15 protein-coding genes are annotated in these 18,952 nt (G+C 68.7%); 3 read left to right on the forward strand and 12 right to left on the reverse strand.

Annotation, left to right across the window (positions count from 1 at the left end; genetic code table 11):
• Nucleotides 1–18: 18 nt before the first annotated feature.
• Together SMD11_RS04910 and SMD11_RS04915 are read right to left on the reverse strand one after the other, a co-directional pair.
• Complete coding sequence (locus SMD11_RS04910; RefSeq protein WP_087925254.1) at nucleotides 19–1,617, reverse strand: GMC family oxidoreductase; 1,599 nt, start codon at nucleotides 1,615–1,617, stop codon at nucleotides 19–21.
• Nucleotides 1,598–2,206 carry an adenylate kinase gene (locus SMD11_RS04915; RefSeq protein ID WP_234365905.1) on the reverse strand — a complete coding sequence of 203 codons (609 nt, stop codon included), beginning with the start codon at nucleotides 2,204–2,206 and terminating at the stop codon, nucleotides 1,598–1,600. The genes SMD11_RS04910 and SMD11_RS04915 overlap by 20 nt, the downstream gene beginning before the upstream one ends.
• 145 nt (nucleotides 2,207–2,351) lie before the next feature.
• Here SMD11_RS04915 and SMD11_RS04920 point away from each other — a divergent pair, with 145 nt between their 5' ends.
• The gene (locus SMD11_RS04920; protein WP_234365906.1) at nucleotides 2,352–3,722 is read left to right on the forward strand and encodes an aspartate aminotransferase family protein; all 1,371 of its coding nucleotides are present in this window, start codon (nucleotides 2,352–2,354) and stop codon (nucleotides 3,720–3,722) included.
• Here the strand turns inward: SMD11_RS04920 and SMD11_RS04925 are convergent.
• A complete protein-coding gene (locus SMD11_RS04925; protein ID WP_234365907.1) occupies nucleotides 3,658–4,299 on the reverse strand; it encodes a hypothetical protein in 642 nt (213 codons plus the stop codon). The genes SMD11_RS04920 and SMD11_RS04925 overlap by 65 nt on opposite strands.
• 528 nt (nucleotides 4,300–4,827) lie before the next feature.
• On the opposite strand from SMD11_RS04925, the gene SMD11_RS04930 reads away from it, so the two are divergent.
• Nucleotides 4,828–6,066 (forward strand): acyl-CoA dehydrogenase family protein, encoded by a 1,239-nt coding sequence (locus tag SMD11_RS04930; protein ID WP_087925256.1) that lies wholly within the window; start codon nucleotides 4,828–4,830, stop codon nucleotides 6,064–6,066.
• A gap of 190 nt (nucleotides 6,067–6,256) precedes the next feature.
• On the opposite strand, the gene SMD11_RS04935 is transcribed toward SMD11_RS04930, so the two are convergent.
• From SMD11_RS04935 to SMD11_RS04945, 3 genes are all read right to left on the reverse strand, one after another.
• Nucleotides 6,257–7,108 (reverse strand): hypothetical protein, encoded by an 852-nt coding sequence (locus SMD11_RS04935; protein ID WP_199843799.1) that lies wholly within the window; start codon nucleotides 7,106–7,108, stop codon nucleotides 6,257–6,259.
• A complete protein-coding gene (locus SMD11_RS04940) occupies nucleotides 7,105–7,413 on the reverse strand; it encodes a hypothetical protein (protein ID WP_087925257.1) in 309 nt (102 codons plus the stop codon). Before SMD11_RS04940 ends, SMD11_RS04935 begins: the two co-directional genes overlap by 4 nt.
• A 504-nt stretch (nucleotides 7,414–7,917) precedes the next feature.
• Complete coding sequence (locus tag SMD11_RS04945; RefSeq protein ID WP_087925258.1) at nucleotides 7,918–8,355, reverse strand: hypothetical protein; 438 nt, start codon at nucleotides 8,353–8,355, stop codon at nucleotides 7,918–7,920.
• Nucleotides 8,356–8,525: 170 nt separating this feature from the next.
• Between SMD11_RS04945 and SMD11_RS04950 the strand changes: the two genes are divergently transcribed.
• A complete protein-coding gene (locus SMD11_RS04950; RefSeq protein ID WP_087925259.1) occupies nucleotides 8,526–9,767 on the forward strand; it encodes a hypothetical protein in 1,242 nt (413 codons plus the stop codon).
• A 208-nt stretch (nucleotides 9,768–9,975) separates the two neighbouring features.
• Here SMD11_RS04950 and SMD11_RS04955 read toward each other — a convergent pair whose 3' ends face one another.
• The 6 genes from SMD11_RS04955 to SMD11_RS04980 form a co-directional block, all read right to left on the reverse strand.
• Nucleotides 9,976–10,941, reverse strand: a complete 966-nt coding sequence (locus SMD11_RS04955) for a hypothetical protein (RefSeq protein WP_087925260.1) — start codon at nucleotides 10,939–10,941, stop codon at nucleotides 9,976–9,978.
• Nucleotides 10,938–11,216 carry an RNA polymerase sigma factor gene (locus SMD11_RS04960; RefSeq protein WP_234365908.1) on the reverse strand — a complete coding sequence of 93 codons (279 nt, stop codon included), beginning with the start codon at nucleotides 11,214–11,216 and terminating at the stop codon, nucleotides 10,938–10,940. The genes SMD11_RS04955 and SMD11_RS04960 overlap by 4 nt, the downstream gene beginning before the upstream one ends.
• Nucleotides 11,217–12,433: 1,217 nt before the next feature.
• The gene (locus SMD11_RS04965; protein ID WP_159395221.1) at nucleotides 12,434–14,647 is read right to left on the reverse strand and encodes a hypothetical protein; all 2,214 of its coding nucleotides are present in this window, start codon (nucleotides 14,645–14,647) and stop codon (nucleotides 12,434–12,436) included.
• Between the two features lie 237 nt (nucleotides 14,648–14,884).
• Nucleotides 14,885–16,828, reverse strand: coding sequence for a DUF3732 domain-containing protein (locus tag SMD11_RS04970; protein WP_087925263.1), 1,944 nt, complete (start codon nucleotides 16,826–16,828; stop codon nucleotides 14,885–14,887).
• Complete coding sequence (locus SMD11_RS04975) at nucleotides 16,825–17,313, reverse strand: three component ABC system middle component (RefSeq protein ID WP_087925264.1); 489 nt, start codon at nucleotides 17,311–17,313, stop codon at nucleotides 16,825–16,827. The genes SMD11_RS04970 and SMD11_RS04975 overlap by 4 nt, the downstream gene beginning before the upstream one ends.
• Nucleotides 17,310–18,524 carry an ABC-three component system protein gene (locus tag SMD11_RS04980; protein ID WP_087925265.1) on the reverse strand — a complete coding sequence of 405 codons (1,215 nt, stop codon included), beginning with the start codon at nucleotides 18,522–18,524 and terminating at the stop codon, nucleotides 17,310–17,312. The genes SMD11_RS04975 and SMD11_RS04980 overlap by 4 nt, the downstream gene beginning before the upstream one ends.
• Nucleotides 18,525–18,952: the final 428 nt, after the last annotated feature.

The raw sequence follows: 18,952 nt of genomic DNA on the forward strand, positions 1-18,952 counted from the left end.
TCGCGGGCGGGCCGGGGTTCAGTCCCCGCGGGAGGCCCCCCAGGAGGCGACCCGCTCCCCGATCATGATCGAGACGAGATTCGTGTTCACGCGCAACGGCACGGGGATCACGGACGCGTCGGCCACCCGGAGCCCCTCCACCCCGCGCACCCGGCACCACTCGTCCACCACGGCCCCCGCGTCGCCCTCTGCTCCCATCCGCGCCGTCCCCATCGGATGGTGCGCCGTCCGCGCGGCTCGCCGGACGAAGGCGCTCAGCGCCGCCTCCGACCGCATCGTCTCCCCGTCCATGTCGATGATCTCCTTGGTCAGCGACGTGAACGCGGGCTGGTGCAGCAGCTCCCAGCAGAGCCGGACGCCCTCCCGCTGCCGCCGCAGGTCCTCCGCGTCCCGGCCGTAGTCGATGGCGATCCGCGGCGGTACGGCCGGGTCGCGCGACACCGCCGCGACCGTGCCCCGGCCGGCCGGGGCCATCAGGTTCGAGGTCACCATGAAGGCCCGGCCGCCGGGCACCTGGTCCGCCAGGTGCGGTGCGTAGACGTCGAGTTCCACATGGTTGAGCACGTACAGCTGCATGTCGTCGGCCGTGTCCGAGCCGGGCGCCGTGTACCGCAGGACGACCTGGGCGCACGGGTCGCGCGGGTCGCACAGGCCCGGCCGGGGGACGACGCCGATCGCGACCTGGGAATGGTCGGCGAGATCCGCGCCGACGCCGGGCAGGTCCGCGACCACGTCCACGCCGAGCGACCCCAGCAGCGCGGCCGGCCCGACCCCGGAGCGGTGCAGGATCACGGGGGTCCCGTACGCGCCGGCGCACAGCGTGACCCGGGCGCCGCGCACCTCGGCGGCGCGCCCGCCCGTGCGGACCGCGACGCCGCTGGCCCTGCTCCCCTCGAACAGCACCCGGTCCGCCAGGGTCCCCGCGAGGACCGTCAGGTTCGGTCGCGTACGCGCCGGGTCCAGATAGGCGGCCGCCGTGGAGATCCGCAGGCCACCGTCCGCCAGGTTCAGCGGCAGCGGCCCCACCCCGGTCGCGTCCGGCGCGTTGTGGTCGGCCGTGAACGGGTGGCCCGCCCTCGTCGCCGTCTCCACCAACGCCGCCGACAGGGGCGTCCACTCGGCCGGGGACGGCCGCCGCACCGGCAGCGGGCCGTCCGTGCCGTGGTGCGGTCCGCCGAAGTCCGCGTCCGCTTCGAGGCGGTTGAAGTACGGCAGCACGTCCGTCCACGACCAGCCGGGTACCCCCGTCGCCGCCCACAGGCCGAAGTCGCCCGGGGCCGGGCGCAGGGCGAGGCAGGTGTTGATCGCCGAGCAGCCGCCGACGACCTTCCCGCGTGGAAGCGGAAGCTCCGCGCCGTCGTCGCGTACACCGACGAGCGACCAGTCGTGCTCCACCATCGAGGGGGTGCGCCCGTTGCGCAGGTCTTCCGGCAGCCGGGACCGGTCCGGGTAGTCGGGCCCGGCCTCGATCAGCAGGACCCGCCGTGCGGGGTCCGCCGAGAGCCGGGCGGCGAGCACGGCGCCCGCCGATCCCGCGCCGACCACGATGTCGTCGAAGACGGCGGCGCCGCCGAGGACCGCGTCGAGGTCCGCCTCGTCACCGGGCTCGCGATGCACTGGTACTCCTCCCTTGGGCAAGCCGGATCAGCCAGTCCGACAGGTCGGCGGGCCGGGTGAACCGCAGCATGTCGAGCGGCGCCCCGGGGGCCGCGTCGGCGCGGGCCAGCGCCCGCAGTTCGTGCCGCGTCTCGTGCCGGGTGGACCAGCCGTAGCGCAGGATGTTCTCGGGGTCGCCGAACACCGAGCGCAGCGGCGCCTCCTGGTTCCCGCTCCACAGCACCTCGCGGTGCAGGGAGCGCAGCAGCGTCCGCAGCAGCAGGCTCGTCATCGTGACGGCCGTCGAGTAGTCGAGCCATACGAGCAGCTCCGCGCGGCGTGCGAGCAGGCCGTTGACCTCGGGGTAGTGCCACTCGGTCACCCAGCGCGCGGCCTCGGCCGCCTGTGCGACGTGGTCGGCGAACTCCGGCCGTACCGACCAGTCCGGCCCGTAGTACAGTCCGTCCAGCTCGATCCGCGGCAGCCCGTAGAGCGCCGCGAGCTTCCCGGCGACGGTCGTCTTGCCCGCACCGCTGCCGCCCGCGACCAGGACGCGGTCCGGTGGGCGCGACAGGGGTTTCGCCGGATCTATGACGCGCAGGGACACCACGGGTTCAGCTCCTCCTGGCCCTCTTGGTCCGACGGTTCCGACCGGTCCGTCCGGCTGTTGCGGGGGTTCCGGCCGTTCCCGCTGTTGCCGGGGTTCGGCACCGGGTTCCGGACCCGGCACCTCCGCCATGATCACCGAAAGCGGAGTGCGCAACACCCTCACATTTGTACGGGTGTGCGCCGCCCTCGACGCGGACATGATCGTCGACATGCTGCACACCAACGTCGGCGAGGCGGTCGATGAGGCATCGGCCCGCCAGCGCGACCACCGATACGTATGGCACCCGTGGTCCCCGGTGAAGGAGACCGCCGGGGACGGCCCGATCCTGGTATCCGGCGAGGGCTACCGCGTCCGGGACGCGGCCGGCCGGGAGTACCTCGACGCGATGGCCTCGGCGATGAACTCCAGCTGCGGGTACGCCCATCCGGCCCTGATCGCCGCCGCCGAGCGGCAGTTGTCCCTGCTCCCGCACTTCGACCTGAGCGTGGGCACGCACCTGCCGGTCGGCCGGGTCGCCGAGCGGATCTCCGGGCTGCTGCCGGAGGGTCTCGGGAGGACCCTGTTCGTCAACAGCGGTTCCGAGGCCACCGAGGCCGCCGTCCGGATCGCGCACGGCTACTGGCGCAACCTCGGCCGGCCCCGGGACCGGATCGTCACCTTCGCCGCCGGCTACCACGGCACGACGCTCGTCGCCCAGCACCTTTCCGGCCTGCCCACCAACGTGACCCATACCGTGGATCCCTTCCCGGTGACGCGGGTGGAACTCCCGGTGCCCGCCCGGGAGCTACGCGCACCGGAGTCACTGCCCCCGCTCGTGGAGGCATTCGAGCGGGCCGTGCTCGACGGCACGCCCCCCGCGGCGGTGTTCGTGGAGGCGTTCCTCAATGTCGGCGGTGGCGTGGTGCTACCCTCCGGGTTCCTGCGGGCGCTGCGGGAGCTGTGCGACCGGACCGGCTCCCTGCTGGTCGTGGACGAGGTCTTCTGCGGATTCGGCCGGACGGGCCGCATGTTCGGCTTCGACCACGAGGGGATCACGCCCGACCTGGTCACCATGAGCAAGGGCCTGAGCGGCGGTTACGTGCCCTTCGCCGCGCTCAGCACCACCGAGGCCGTCTACCGCTCCTTCGCCGCCGACCCGCTGATCGGCGGGCTGCGCTACGGGCACACGACCGGCGGGCACGCGGTCGCCTGCGCGGTGGCGCTGGCCGTCCTCGACGTCCTGGAGGAGCAGAAGCTGGTCCCCGCGGCCGCGGCGCGCGGCGAGGAGCTGCTCGCCGGGCTGCTGCCGCTCGCGGAGCACCCCGAGGTCGCCGATGTCCGGGGGCTGGGGCTGGTGGCCACGGTGGAGTGCCACCGCCCCGAGTTCGCCGCCGGACTGGTCGCGCGGGCGCGGGAGCGGGGAACGCTGCTGCGCAGGCAGGGATGTTCGGTGATGGCGATTCCGCCGCTGGTCATCGACCGGGCCGGCGTGGCGGAACTGGTCCGTACGACGGGAAAGGCTCTTGAGGACCACTGAGGTGGCGGGCGCCCGCCCGCCGCGTGTCCTGGCCCGCCGGCCGGGAGCCGGCTCCGGCGCGCCGGGCGGCGCTCCCGCACCGCGCCGGGAGCAGTCTCAGATGCTGCTCACCTACGAGCCCGGAGCGCAGGGCCATCGCCACGATCGCCTCGCGCTTCCAGTAGGAGCGTTTGCCGTCGGCGACTCCGGCCCATTCGGTGACCTGAAGCTTCTCCGTGGCCAGGTAGTTGATGTGGTGGTTGACCGCCGCACGGCTCATGGCGGGCGCACAGGCGGTCTCCTGGAGACGGGCGATGACGTCGGCGATGGTGGGGACGGCGCCCGGGGGATATCCGCGGAGCTGCGGTTCGCACAGTGCCACGAGCACGCGGAAGTAGGCCGAATGTTCGTCGAGTCGGGGCCAGTTGGTGGTGGCACCCGACGCCGAGGCCACGGTGAGATAGCGGGGCTCCGGGCCGAACACATTGACGATGCCGATCCGCCGTGCCACGGGCAGCACCAGCCGGGCGAGTTCGAAGGGCACGGGGAAGTCCCGGCGGCGAGCGGCGACCTTGACGAACTCGCCGCCGTGTTCCATGTTTTCTATGAAGTAGGTGTCCTCGGCATGCAGGTTGGTGAGGCACCAGTGGCCCGCGTGTCCGGTGACGATGGCGGCGGCGGGCCGGGGGCAATCGGCAGGAAGGACGGCTAAGGAATCGGTTTCGCGGTCGTACCTGATGCAGGCCGCCTCCCCTTCCCCGATTTCATGTTGTTCATGCATGGCGGGGCGGCCCGGCTCATCTTCGGTGTACCAGCCCGCGAACTGAAGAATATGATTCCCCATGATGAAGCGATCCTTCGTCCGGAATATTGTCGCAATATCGCTGCCGAGGGTCGGAATTCATGGCTTAATCGGCGCCCGACCTTCGAGTGAAAGCCTGACACCAAGCCCTGCCAGTGAATCCACAGTAACCGGGGGGCTGGACCGAGGCAAGAGATCACCTCGCGGCACAACGCGCCCCGACTGGGGCCGAATTAAAGTCGGACCGATCGATCGGTGGCCACACCAACGACTTCATCTGTTTTATCCGCTCCCCGCTCACCCCCTCTCATCGAGGACATGCCCATGCCGATTTCCCTGTCACTGAACTCCGAGTTGCGGCCGGCCACCACAAGTGGTGAGCAGGCGGTGTCGGCGATCGCCAAACTCCACGATTTCCTGGCCGAGCAGGCCCAGGCCACCGACCAGGAGGGCCGCTTCGCCCGGGAGAGCGTCGAGTCCCTCGCCGAGGCGGGGGTGTTCGCGGCCACCGTCCCCGCGGAGCTGGGCGGCTTCGGCGTCGAGCGCCTGCACGACCTGACGGTCATCACGGCGCGCATCGCCCGGGCCGACGCCTCCGTCGCCGTCGCCTACTACATGCACATCGCGCTCGCCTGGTACTTCGCCCGCGTCGTGCGCTTCGGCGCCGACAACGAGCCCGGCTACCTGCCGCGGCGCGAGTGGCTGGAGGCCATCGGCGAGCGGCGGATGCTGCTGTGCTCCGCCGTCGCCGAACGCGGCGCCGACTACTGGAACCTCGCCACCACCGCGACCGCCTCCTACAACGGCTGGGTCGTCAACGGCCGCAAGATCCTCGCCTCGCTCTCCCCCGCCGCCACGCACTTCTACTGCCGCCTGAAGGCGGAACGCGGCGAAGGCCACCACCTCGCCAGCGCGATGATCCCCGCCGACACCCCGGGCGTCCACGTCGAGGACGACTGGCAGGGACTCGGCCTGCGCGGATCGGGCTCCGGCAGCGTGGTCTTCAGCGAATGCGTGGTCCCCGACGAGTCCCTCCTGGTCCGCGGCCCCTGGGGCAAGCGCGACCCGAGCATGCTGGAGGGACGCGCGGTGAGCGGCATGGGCCTCAACGGCGTCTACCTGGGCCTGGCCGAGGCCGCCCGCGACCACGCCCTCCGCACCCTCACCAAGCCCACGGCGAACGGCCGCCCCCGCACGGTCTCGTCCGCCGGCACGAAGTCGGCGATCGCCGAGATGGAGATCGCCCTGACGGCCGCCCGCGGCACCCTCAGCACGGCCCTCCAGGACTTCGACGCCTACCTCCTCCTCAACAAGCCGCAGGTGCTCACCGACGACATGAGCCGCGCCATGATGAAGGAGTGCCAGAGCGTCAGCCTGGTCGTCGAACGCGCCGCCACCACGGTCATCGACCACGCCATGCGCCTCACCGGCGGCTCCAGCTACCAGGCCCGCCACCCGCTCGCCCGCGCCTACCGGGACGTACGCGCCGCGGCCTTCATGCCCCCGTACTCCCCGCCCGAGGAAGCGATCGACTTCATCGCCGACACGACCCTGACCGAGTAACCCCTCCCCTCGGACTTCCGCGGCCCCGCCACCGCGGACACCTCTAGGCGACCGCCGTCCCGATATCCGACAGGAATCCGGTCCAGACCAAGAGGTGGTGCGGTGAGGCGCACGCTTCACCGCGGCGATTGCGGCCCGGCCCACTCGTGGGCCGGGCCGCAGATGGTGCCGGCGGCTCCACCACGGTTCCTCAGGCCTCCCCCGCGGCACCGGCTCCGGTGTACGCCGCGAGCCAGCCGGCGGCGAGCCGGTCGCCGCGGGTGAAGACCGCCGCTCCTCGGCGGCCCGCTGAGGGGTCGTCAGGGGTCGCGGGCGGGTGGTCCAGGACGGCCCGGGTGCCGTCCGCCGCGTACCGGACCGTACTCGCACCGTCCCACAAGCAGATCACCGCACCGTGCGGGGCGTCGACCCGCACGGAACCGGAGTGCGGGGTGAAGGCGGCGCCGGTGGTCCGCTGGTTCAGCAGTGCCCGGTAGCGTTCCGGGGAGAGCGCGCTGTCGCGCGGCGGGATGGCGCCCGTCCAGTCGGGGGCACCGACGCCCCGGTCCCGCGCCGCACGCCACATGCGCGGCACGAGGCGGGCGGCGAGCTGTGGCGTGGCCATCCGCCCGCACATCCACAGCAACCACCCGGCGCCACGGCCGGGCCCGAGCGCACGCCGGCGGATGCGCTCGGCGAGGTCCGCGGCCACCACGGCCGCCCAAGGGTGTACGGTGCCCAGCTCGCCCTGAGCCCCCAGCCAGGCCAGGTAGCGCTGGGCCTCGTCCAGAATGCCGGTCAGGCTGTCGGCCGGGATGCCGAGGACATACCCCGCCGCACCGCTCAGCAGTGCGGTGCCGTCCGCGTACGCGGTGGCTCCGGTGAGGGCTGCGGTGAAGACCACTTGCCCCATGTCGCCGGGCGGTGTCGCGTAGTCCGGGCCCTCCATACGGTTCTCGTAGAGCCGGGTCCGGTGCCGGCGTTCGCGATCGAGCAGGTACGCGGACAGGCCCGCCATGTCCCTCGGGAGCCGGCCACCCCGGGTGTGGGCGTCGACCGTCACAGCGCGCCCATGCGCAGCGCCAGGACGAGCCCGAAGTCCGGTCGGTCCAGATGGTCGGGCGGCTCGATGACGGACGGGTCGGTGAGTCCGTACCGGGCGGCGAAGCAGTCCCGGGCGACGGTGAACATGGCGCGCCGTTCCCCGAGCTCACCGCCTTGGTCGTCGAGCGGAAGCGACGCCAGGTCGCTTGTCCCGGCCGCCGCCTCCTCCAAGGCGGACCGCGCGGCGGGCCATGGGGCAGCCGACCGGGCCGGCAGCAGGACCCGGTTCGGCAACTGCCGGTGGAGCAGCCGGTTGCTGAACAACCAGGCCGGGTGGGAGAGCGGCCGGCGGTCGGCGTAATCGACGACCAGCAGCAGTCCGACGGCGCCGTCGAGTCACAGGTCCTGGCTTCCCGGGCGCGGCAGGATCGCTCGGGAACCATAGGGTGGCCGTCATGGCCTTCCAGCCCTCCGCGGCACTGTCGGCGGCGAACCGGGCCGCCGGCCGGGTCTTGCCCTGCCCGCCGGGACCGTGCAGCCAGGTGGCGGTCGGGCCCGGACCGCCGCTGTCCCGCCACGCGGCCAGTCCGGACCGCTCCCGGTCGCGGCCGGTGAAGTCCACGACCTGGAGCCTGGCATTGAGCAAGCGGCTGGGCTGGGCGGTGAGCCACGCGGCCTCCCCGACTGAGGAAGCGGAGGCCGGACCGTACTCGGCGAGCGGGTAGACCGGGCCCCGGTCGGGGAAGACGTGCGGGTCGGCACCGATGACGCCGTACCCGAACCCGTTCTCGACGCTGACGACCTGCCGGGCCCCCGGGCCCGTGCGGCTCACTGCGCGTCTCCGCGACCTCTCCGCCCCGGAGGAGTCTGGTGCGCGATGATGTCGCCCCCTTGAACCGCGAAGACCTGACCGCGGTCCTTGGCGACGCTGTTCTGCACCCCTGCGCGCTGGTCATCGGGCAAGCGGTCCCGGAGCTCGTTGATCAGTTCCCGCGGTTCACCGGCGGCGTCCGGGTGCGCCTCCAGCAGCGACTCCAGCTCCAGCAACCACACGGGCAGCAGGCTCCGGCGCACCCGCTCGGCGTCGCCGGCCCGTGCGACCAGAGCCGCGTTGTTGTCCAGCCAGGCCTCGACGGCCGACTGCTGATCCTCTCCCCGGCGGCCGAACAACCGCGCGATCCCACCGCGTGCAACTGCCCAGGAATCCGTGGCCATGGCCCCGACCACGGTGGTTCCCCCGGCCAGAACCAGCTCTTCCAGCATCATGTTCCCCCCTGCTGCGCGACCCACGGTCACTGCCGTGAACGGGTACTGTCCATCGCGAGTCCGGCATCCTGCGCTGGGGGCCCGAAGTTGACCACGGCTCGTTCCCAGGGACGCTGCACAACGGTCTGGAGGCTCCCGAGCTTGTCAGTGGCGGTCGGTAGCCTGCGAACATGCCATCGACGACCTCTGCTCTTCGCTCAGTCCGCCTCGGGCAGCTCCTTGACGCCGACGTCCCGCTCGGCCCTCTCGGAGGCATCCACCTCACGTGCCACACCACGTCCTCCGGCAAAGGCAAGCTGCACGGCGACCCGAGCTGCTCCATGCTCCGCTCGTCTCATGCCACGCAGTCGATGCAGGTCGCTCTCGGAGAAGCCGTGCACAAATGGTGCGGCAATTGCCGGTGGCCGATCCCTGCCGACAGTCCGCTTCTCGCCTTCGTCAGCGCCGTAGCGTCGGTGACAGCCCTGAAGTCGGCGAGCGAGCCGTCCCCGGATACGGATTTCGACGAGGCGGAAGAGCTGGACGCCGCTTCGGCCCTGGCGACCGGAGAGTACCCCCAGCAGGAGTGCCAGGGGACGGATGACGACACCGACGAGTGCGACCAAGAGGCATGGGACCGATTCGAACAGGCGCGGCTGATCCGTGAGCGCCATCACGACCACTGGCGGTACCTGCACGGCCACATGCTCGAGAGCGGCGAAGCCGTCGCCGCCTTCCCTTGGCTGCGCCCGTGGGCCGCGCCCCTTCAAGAGGCGCTTGCCACAGCCATCGAACGTGAACGATGTGCTCTGGCAGCCTTGCTGAGGCCATCGGCTCTCCTTGAGAAAGCGGTCATTCCCCAGCTGTCCGAGCCGGAGCCGGCCCCAGGGCCGGCGTTCGCCGGCCTGGGAGCGGACGCGGAGCGCATCCTACGAAGGAGCTGGTCCAGCTGGCGGGACAAGGCGGCCCGGTCATGGACCGCGCTGGAGGACGACGGCTTTGCGGCTTCCTCCGTGCTGTACGACGCATTCGGCAGACGCCGGAAAGGCCGGGACGAGGCATTCGCCGCACTCGATGCGTTGGTGGCCGACTGGATCGCGCTCGCACGGGAAATAGTCGCGGAACACAGCAAGGGCTCACGCCGACTGGTCGCGATCAAGATCCCTGCCGTCGAGCGGGACGCGGCATACGGCCACCGGCGTGATCCACTCTCCCCGTGGGAAGCCGGCCTCATCGCCACATATCAAGTCACCGCCATCTGGCCTGCCGGCGCTGTCGCCCTCCTCCTCCCCCACCTCATTGCCGAACGCCTACTGATGGGCACACCCACCTCGATGTCAGCGACACGACTGGACCTGGAGGAATCAGGGCTCCCGGTCAACGAGCTCCTTCGCCGCTGGGCCATCACAGATGACGCTCACAAAGCGCTGTAGCAGCCGGAAGACCGCCGGCCCGGCCGTCCGAGCAGGCCGGGCTCCCGGCGGCCAGCCGACGGATGCGGATTCCTGACGAAGTGACATCCGACTGCTACGCACTGCACATCTTCGAAGTCGCCCCGGACCACTGCCCGGCGATGTCCTTGTACAGGACGCCTCGCTCCAGCACGTCCCGGTCCGCCCGCTCACGCCTGCCTGCCGGCGGTCAGGTGGCGAAGCGGGCCGAGGCGGTCGACAGGGCTTCCGCGCCGCCCTCCTGGCCGCCTTCGTAGCGGGCCGTCATGCCGGCCAGTTGGCGTAGGGCGGCACTCAGTGTGAGCGGGATGCGTGGTGGCCCCTCGTGGTGATCTGGAGCAGGCGATTCCAGCGCGGGGGCCGCGAAAGCTTCCTCCAGCGCTTCCAGCCACCGTTCGGTACGGCGCCCGTGCGTGACCGCCGCGGCAAGGCCGGGGCGGGGAAGGGGAACGACTCCGTGGTCGAGGTCGTCGCCCGTGGGCAGTTCTCGCGTGGCCGCGGCGAGATGGTGGGCGACGGCCCAGCGGTGCGCACCGGCTGAGGGGGGTGCGCTGAAGATCCCCGGAGTGCCGTAGCGGCCGGGGGGGACGTCGCCCGGGAGGGGGGCGGGGGGCTCGTCGAGGATCCAGTCGCCTCCGTCCACGTGGAGGGCGGCGGCCTGGTCGCACCACCATCGTGCGGCCTGGCGGTCGCTGGATTGCAGGTGGTTCAGATACAGGCAGTGGGCGGCGGTGGCGGAGCCGGCGCCCGCGGCGAACTGCCACCAGAAGACGGGGCCGCCCTCGTGGCCGGCGAGGTGGAGCAAGCACGCGAACGTACTCGCGCCGGCCGGCTCGGCCGCCGGGTCGTCGGCGAGGAGGGCGAGCGAGGCGATCGCGTCGTGGTCGCTGACGACGGTGACGGCCAGCACGTCGAGGGTTTGGGCGGCCCGCTCGTGCAAGGCGGTGCGCCGGCCCGGCAGGGCGAGGGCGGCCGTGCTGTGCCGGTCGCCTCCGAAGTGGGGCGGGTGGGTGCCGCGGTCGCGGGTGCCGGAGGCGGTCACGCGGGCGGCGATCCGGGCCAGGGCGGCCTGGCCGTCGTAGTCGTGAAACGGGTCGGCCTGCATACGGGCCCGGGACAGGGCGTCCTCGCCACGGTCTTCCTTCCGGTACCTCATGACCACTCCTTCCCTTCGTCGGCCCACTCGAGGTGCAGGTCGTGGGCGAGGCGTCGTCGCGCTCCGCGCGCGTGGGAGCGGACCGTGGCCGGTGAGATGCCCATGATCTCCGCGACGCGGGTTGCGGGGTAGCCGAGGATGTAGCGCAGGACGATGACGTCGTACTGGCGCTCGGGGAGCCGGGTGATGGCCGCGTAGAGGCCGAGGCGGGACTCGAGAGCCTGGAGGCGGGTGCGGGTGGCGTCCCTGACCGCGGTGAAGGCCGCGGTCTCCACCAGAGCCCGGCGCGGCCGCCGGCGCGCGGCCAGCAGACTCGTGACCTTCTCCTTCAGCGCACCGCCTGCACGTCAGACCACGAGAGAGAGGCCACCCCTCAACCCTCCGTCGAGCGATTCACTCCCCTGAATCAGCTTAAATCCATCAACTTCGATGAAGACTTTCCCGCGCCGGAAGAGTTCCCCGCCGGGAACTCAAAAACCATAGGCGAGGCCCAAAAAGGACCGCATCGCCTGATTGCATACATCAAGAATGGCTCGTGCGGCCTTCTCGTGACCGACGCGACGAAACCTGAGTGATCGTCGATCAATATCACCTCAGCGTGGCCGAAAACGGGCTCAGAGGGCACTGAGCACTACCCCGCCGACCCCTACAGCTCCACCTCGGGCGCAGGGGCGAACGAGCTCGAAACGTGGGCTTCTATGTATTGCAGCAAAACAGCGATGGTGATCGCCTATTCCTCCCAGGGGCATGACGCCGCCTCCCACCAGCAGGGGAATACCTCCACCAAAGAAGACCGACAAGGTTCATCCCCTCTGACCGTAGCCATCGGTTCGCCGGAAGCTCGCGAAAAGATCTTGGGGGCAGCGGCCTGAAGCGTGCCTCGTGATGCGATGGTCTTCCCCCACGGCACGCCCCGGGGCCAGGAAAACAGCTCGTCGCCTCCGCAAACGCTGACCCCAGGGCACCCTGGAGAGACTGACAGCCTGTCATTTTTGCGGCACTTCAGCAAACAGAAAATGACCCCTGACCTGGGATTTCTCCCAGGTCAGAGACCACTTTCCACACCGTCGGGACGGAGGGATTTGAACCCACGACTCCTTGACCCCCAGTCAAGTTGGCGCATCATCAGATGCGGATAATATCGCCCAAATGAGGGTGTCTCAATGTGGGGCATGAGAGGCATCGTTCGATGGCGTGCGGAGCGCGTGGTCCCAAACTGGTCCCAGGCCCAGGTCAAGCCGCGGGCGCCGCCGTAGCCGTCGCCGCTCACGCCAGGCGCCTCAGGAAGAGGTCAATGCCGAAGAATCGTCTCGTACGACCTTCCACCCGCCCCTTGATGTCCTCGTGATGTCATTGTCCGTCGGAGTCGCACGGCGGCATCAGCTGGGTGCGGTCCGCACCGAGCTCAAAGAGCCGTTCCGGCAGGGCACCCTACCCAGTCCAGCCAGCAAGGTGGAGCGAGCATGGTCAGAAGCTGGTCGCGTGTGGGTGGTCATGGGGTGTCATGACGGCCGGCCTCGGCCTGGGCCCGCAGGCGGCGGACGATCTGCCGCCACTGCCTCGCCCCCCAGGAGTACCAGTGGTCTTCGCCAATCGGGCGCCAATCGGCGAGTTCGCTCAGCTGGGAAATGATCGTCTCCAAGTCGGCCCGGCCGTATCCGGCTCGCTTACGGTCGAGCCGCTGGGCGATGTCGTGGAGCCGGTGTGCCGCTCGGTAGTAGGAAAGTTGGGTGTCGGTGAGCCGACGCGCCGCGTAGCCGCCGCACTTGCTGCACCAGTCGAAATCGTCCCGGGCAAGCAGGTCCCCGGCGGTCAGCAGGTCGTCATCCTCAACGACGCCGCGCTCCCGGGAGTGCCTGCACAGCGGCGAGTGCCCCTTGCCCTCGAGTCGCGGATCCGCGTTGGTGGTGTAGATCTGCACGCCGGCAAGCACGCCCAGCGGAATTCCGCTGCCTCCTCGCCACCGGTCACTGGTGGGCGGTTCGAACGGCTCGACGTCCAGACGCCTGCTGGTGAGCAAGCCCTGCCACACATCGTGGGGCACTCCGCGCCGACGGCTCCCGCTGTCGAGGGTCCGAAGATCATGAACGCCCCGGGCCATGGCGAGGCAGCGGAGGTTACGTTCGATGTCCTGATCCCTGAAGGTCAGCCACGCAGTCGTCCGCGCTCCATCGGCGAGGCCCAGCCAGTCCCCGAAGCGTGGGTCATGCACGTCGTGGACTTGCTCGGGCCAGATACTCTCTCGCTCTTCCGGCCTCCGGCCGATCTCACCGGCCCATGGCTCGATCACACTCGAGGGAAGGTCCGAGGCACCGGCGATGACGACCCCGTGCCAGCCGCTTGCCATCCGCTTCTCGATGGCTGCCAGCGGCAGCACCTCGGCCCCGTTGCTCGTCGAGAAGACGATGTAGAGCTGGTCGGCGTTGGGCGAGACGGTACCCAATACGCGGAAGTGATCCGCGGTGACCGGGAGTCGGCCGAAAACCGGGGTGTCGTCGAAGACCCCCGGCTGGACATAGCTCGCACGATCGCTCGCCTCCCCCTCCGCGATCGGGTCGTCCCCGCCGTCGTGGAGTTCGCACTCGATCGGGTAGGACCGGGCAAGGAGCCGGTCGGCGATGAGATCGGGGACCTGAAGTGTGAAGGTGCGGCGGCTCCAGTCGGCATCGGCGAGGTAGGTGACCAGCACACCCGTCGTCCACCGGTCCAGGTTCTCCAGGAAGCCCGTCTCACGGGATTGTGACGTGTCGTTGCCAACTTCCGGCAGGCGCGCGATCACACACCTCGTAGGCACAGGGGCCGCTGAGGACACAGCTGTGCGGGCGGCATCCTCCCAAGATGCGACTAGGCTCTCGGCGCCAGTCACAGCCTGGTGATAACCCTTGCGGTTACTACGGATGTGATGCACCAAGCTGTAGGCGACGTAAGAGCGATCACCGGGACGGCCCCAGCCGTCCGAAGCCCTGCGCTGCCACTCGCCCCACAGCGCCTTCACATGCTTCGCGATGTCCGCACTCTTTCCCAGCACACTGAACACCCCATCGTCGAGGGGGAGTTCCGGCTCACTCATATCGGCCACCGCGGCGGCCAAAAGAAGCCCTGCCGGGTCGACGAACAAGGCCGCCTGCGCCCGCAAGCCCTCTAGGTACTGCTCCTTTACCGCCAGCTTCGGTTTCACCCAATCCTCGAGCCAAGGGAACATCATGGCGATGGACCGGGCCTGATGCAGGCTCGTCGCGGCACCGCGCCAGTGAGCGAACACCCGGTCCCGAAGCCACTCTGCTTCGTCCCGCGCCTCCTGTTCGTCGGCGCCGTCCTCCTCGTCGTCGCACTCAGCCTTGGGCTCTGTCCGAAGGAGGTCGGCCGCGGCCTTCAGTTCTTCCTGTTCCCAGCCGTCGTCCGGGTCCAGCGCAGTGTAGGAGTGCAGCTGGAACAGCAGGCCTGATCCGCCAAGTGCCCTAAGGAAGATACCCAACCCGCTATCCGGCCGCGCCCACGAACCCCACTGCGCACACCGCAAGCACAACCGACCGATCGTTACCGAGTTCAGCGGGACTTCTGCCCTCGCCACGTTTTGCGTCCGCAGTTGGGTGCAACTGGGCGTGGCGTGCAGCTTGGCGTTCTTACCTTTGGCTGAATGGACTGTGACCGGCGTCCCGTCGAACGGGCCAAGCGGGACATCAGCGGTCAGAGAGCAGTCGAGCACGGATCCTCCCCTTGTCAGGCTCGCCTCACGAGCCTAGTCCCGGGCACTGACAGTGCCAGCTGGCCCCTCTGGGTTCAGTTGCCGACCATCAACTGCTGCTGTGGTACGAGTACCGAAGAGCAGGACGCAGCCCGCAGTCGCGTTGCGAATCCTTCAGCGGTGCAACATTTGGCCTGCCCAGCCGCACGATTTGCAGGACCAGCCTGCTCGCACTCTGCAGTGGATCCTCTTCTAGCGTCAGTTGTCTTGGTCGATCCAGGTCGGCGGGACAAGGGCCGCGTGCCCACCGCGCCAGCGTTCTGCGACCGCGGTGCGGAAGATGTCGTCTTCCAGATCCGCGTGCTCCATCACGATCACCTGGAAATCTCCGTCAAGGTGACTCACAGTGTCATTGATTGCTTGATAGACCCGCAGCAGTGAGGTGCGGTCCTCACCGGCGAGATCTACTTGGGGTCCGTCGTAGTCGGATGGAAAGTACACCTGGGACGGCTGGTCGAGTACCAGGAGTCGCGGCAAAGGACGTCCTTGCTCGGCAAACCACTCATGCAGACTCAGCAAGGCCGCGATGTGGTACCCCAGCCAGTTCTCACCACTGCCCATGTCGCTCAAGGGCACCGGGCCGCGAGGAGTGTCAGCCACAATGCTGAGGCGACGCAAGTCCAGTCGTACAGGATGTTCGGAGTGTTCCAGGCTCAGTGCGCGAGCTTTGACCGCGATCTTCTGATTGATCAACGAGAGGCAACTGGCGAGCCGATCGGCTTGCGTGTCTGAGCCGAGCGCCTCCTCAAGGTCAGTGATCTCCCGTTTCAGTTCTTCGCGCGTATCAGCGACGGGTGGAGCGTGTTCAGCGCGGGCCGCATTTTCGAGGAAGAGACTGATCCTGCCCTGGACGGAAGCCGCGCGGAGAGCTTGGCTGCGGAAGCGGGCCGCCTCACGAATGCCGGCGTCGAGCGCTTCGCGCTGCTCACGGTTACGGACCACCTCGGTGCGCAGTTCCTGAAGCCGCTCTTCCTCGGCGGCGATCAGGCCCTGGATGACTGGGGCGTCGTCGCTGACGAAGGCGACGTCGGAGTCCAAACGCTCCAGATCCTCACGGATCACCTGGAAGGTCTGCTGTACCGGAGAGACCACGCTGTCGCATACAGGGCAGTGCTGGCCGGTGCCGTCAGCTGCGGTCCGCAGCAGGCCGAGGGAGGCGAGACGTTCACGCTGGTCGCGGGCCTGGACCAGATAGCTGCTCTCTTCGGCCAGAGTCTGGCGGAGCTCTGTGATTCGTGCCCTGATCTGCTGATGCCGGGAGCGCAGTTCCTGTCGCTCGCGGTCCAGGAGGGAAGCGTGGTCGGTGGAGTCGGAGTATTCGAGCTGACCGGGGGCGTGGGTGAGAACGGAGGCGAGGATACTCAGCGCCTCGTCGAGCCTGACGGAGTCGTCGGAACGGGCGGGCAAGAGGCCTACACTCTCGGCCTCAGATATCAGGGCGCGGGCTTGTCCGGGCGCGGGAGCCGCTTGGGCAGCCTGGATGACCTGCCTCTCGACGTTCTTGAGCTCGGCGCGCAGCTGCTTGAGCCGGGCGCGGCGTAGGGCCTGTTCAGGTTCGACTGCTCCCAGGAAGTAGGGCAGCGTGTCGCGGATGGCCTGCGGCCGCCACTCATGCCCCTGGGAGTGGAAAAGGTGGTCAGGGTTAGCGATTTCGTTCTGTGCCTGAAGGCAAAAGAACAGAGCATGGCGAATGGACGGCGCCATAGTGGTACCGCGCTGCGCAGGGATGCGGACTGTTCGATCGATGCCACAGAACTCGCTGAGCATGCGTCGAGCAGCATCCAGGGGAAAGGTGAAGTCGATGTCGCCTCGGGATAGCGGGGGTGCGCCCACGCCCTGGAACTGCAGACACAGCCGGGGAGCGGGGCTGGTGCTGTTCTCGGGAGCCGGACGGGCGATGAACAGCTGCTGATCGCCGCGTACCAGTTGCAGGGCAAAGATGCTGGTGTAGTCGCGGACCTTGCCAGCGCGGACAGGGTAGTCGCTGCTGCCCATACAGTAGTCGGTAATGGTCCAGATCGATGTCTTACCGGTGCGGGAGTCTCCGGTGATGATGTTGAGACGACCCGGATGGAGCTCAAGGACCCGCATCTGCTCGGGACGGTGCCCGTACAGAGTCAGCGATTTGATCTGGTAAGTCACGGGCGCACTCCGAGCAGGGTCAGGGTCGTGGCGGCACTTCCGCCGGTGGGTAGCCAGCGGCCGAGCATGTGCGCGGTCTTCTGGATCGCAACGAAGGTGTCTGAGGTGCCGTTGATCGTTGCCGGTATCGCGCGAAGGCGCAGGTGCAACCGCGCGGTGTCGTTGAGGCTGAGCAGCTCCGTCTGCAAAGCAAGAAGGATGCCGGGGCGGACCATCGCTGCCAGACTGGGTGCGTTGGCTGCCATCAGGACGCGGACGGTTTGGTTCTCCGCGGCCCACTTGGGCAGGCTGGCCTTGGTTGTTCCTGGCAGAAGAGACCGAATGCCCGGCTGGAGGGCCATCACCGCAGCGGTGACCGCGATAGGCAGGGGGCAGGGGCCCGCCTCGCGTTGGTGTCCCTGAACGGCGCGACAGCTGACGAGGGCCATGAACGCCGGGTTGAACAGGGCCCGCTCCTCGCGGCTGAGCTCGACGGGCACAGTCATCGGCCCACCGCCGGCTCCAGAAGCGCCATCAGCCGGGCTTCGAAGTCGGGGTGCCACCCGACACGTTGTTCATCTGCCAGCATTTGGTAGGAACCTGTCGTAACGAACGCCTCATCACAGCCGGCCCGGATTCTGTATCGAGCGTCCTGCTCGACCCAGGCATAGATCTTCTTCGCCTGTACGCGCATCTCCGATTCAGCCGCGTCCTCACCCAGATCGTCGACCATCAGGTAGAAGCGCCTCTCCCATTCCTCGACCAGGCGTCGCTCATAACGGCCGAGTTCACCAGGGCGTAGAAGGTTCTCATTGGACCACCGGGAGCGCTGTTCATAAGCCCGGACATAGTCCCTAACCGCCATCCGTATGCGAGCGTTGCCAATCCCGGCGAGCGTAAGCTGTCGCACGAAGGTTTTTTCCGTGTGCTCGGTCACCTGGCCGGTGAGGTCGACGACGTCAGCATCGATGGGAAGGTTATCGGGCCGGAACTGGTTGCGACGCTGATCGAAGATGTCATCGAATTCAACCCCGGTGACTGGGCCAGACCCCCTGCCCGCCAAGTGGGCGATGCAGCGCTGAAGAAACCAGCCCTCCAGGCGCTGAAGGAAGGCTTGTGCGTGGGTGTGACCGACAACCAGGGCAGCCCGGCCCTCCAGCTGGTCACCGGCCTTCGTGATGTTGTCGGCCTCATCGAGTACCTGAATACGTTTGAGCAAGTTCAATCGCTCACCTGTATCCAGAGCATCCCATGCTGCGAAGTTAGCCAGGGTGGTCGAGCTCTTCGCTGCAGAGTTAGCGCGTGCCGCATTCAGCAGCTTCAGCGCCTCGGCTTCGTTCCGCAATCCACCCGGACGACTCGGCGCCAGGTAAGACCCGACGGTCCCCTCTGGCGCGATACCAGTCGTCAGGAGAAACAGGTTCGTCCGCTCCAGGTCGATCTGCTGGTCGGAGACGGCCGTAGCCCAGATCCGGAGCGTCTTCCACAGGTCGCTACTGGCATCGGTCATCCGTGTCCCGGGCGCACGGTGCTTGAGCTGCCACCAGTCCGTTGAATCCTCGCGCACAGTTTCAATGTCGTCCCCTGCCTCGACAGCAACCGTCCAGTCGAGACCTGCCTGGAGATGATCCACGCACACCAGCAAAGCCATGCGCAACTGGTACAGATAGCCGAGCGCCGCTGCGGATGCCTCAAAGGGATCAGACTTGCCGCTCATTGCGTCCCCCGCCTCTGACCTGCCCCATCATGCATCCGGAGATCGTATCGGCAAGGCGACACCTGGTTAAGGTGTCCGGGGCAATGAGCCGGTTACGTCCATCCCCCGGTGGCGCGCCCTTGGTCGCATCGGCATCGGCCAGGCCCGGTATCCGTGAGCGGCAGGTCGCCGCCGAAGGAACCCTCGAACAGCCAGCACCGGCACCTCAGCCGGACGGCGACAGGTGGCTCTGGGGGACAGCTGTCGGGCCAGACAGAAGTCAACGTCTCCAGAGCGATTCGCTGCCGAAGAAGCGGTAGCGAAGCAGGTTGATGCTGTGTCGCTACTTGTGCGCAGCAGGGACGCCGCGTAGCAGGTGAAGTCGCCGGCCATGTATGAGACCTGGTGCGCTCCCCAGCACTGTTGCGGCCGCTTATTTCCTCAAGGAA

It is taken from the genome of Streptomyces albireticuli (assembly GCF_002192455.1).
Taxonomy (GTDB): Bacteria; Actinomycetota; Actinomycetes; order Streptomycetales; family Streptomycetaceae; genus Streptomyces; species Streptomyces albireticuli_B.

What these genes read in the sequence shown, in the direction of transcription:
- SMD11_RS04925 (WP_234365907.1), bottom strand. Translation starts at nt 4,299, where the DNA reads ATGGAACACGGCGGCGAGTTCGTCAAGGTCGCCGCTCGCCGCCGGGAC.
- SMD11_RS04930 (WP_087925256.1), top strand. Translation starts at nt 4,828, where the DNA reads ATGCCGATTTCCCTGTCACTGAACTCCGAGTTGCGGCCGGCCACCACA.
- SMD11_RS04945 (WP_087925258.1), bottom strand. Translation starts at nt 8,355, where the DNA reads ATGATGCTGGAAGAGCTGGTTCTGGCCGGGGGAACCACCGTGGTCGGG.
- SMD11_RS04950 (WP_087925259.1), top strand. Translation starts at nt 8,526, where the DNA reads ATGCCATCGACGACCTCTGCTCTTCGCTCAGTCCGCCTCGGGCAGCTC.
- SMD11_RS04955 (WP_087925260.1), bottom strand. Translation starts at nt 10,941, where the DNA reads ATGAGGTACCGGAAGGAAGACCGTGGCGAGGACGCCCTGTCCCGGGCC.
- SMD11_RS04975 (WP_087925264.1), bottom strand. Translation starts at nt 17,313, where the DNA reads ATGACTGTGCCCGTCGAGCTCAGCCGCGAGGAGCGGGCCCTGTTCAAC.
- SMD11_RS04980 (WP_087925265.1), bottom strand. Translation starts at nt 18,524, where the DNA reads ATGAGCGGCAAGTCTGATCCCTTTGAGGCATCCGCAGCGGCGCTCGGC.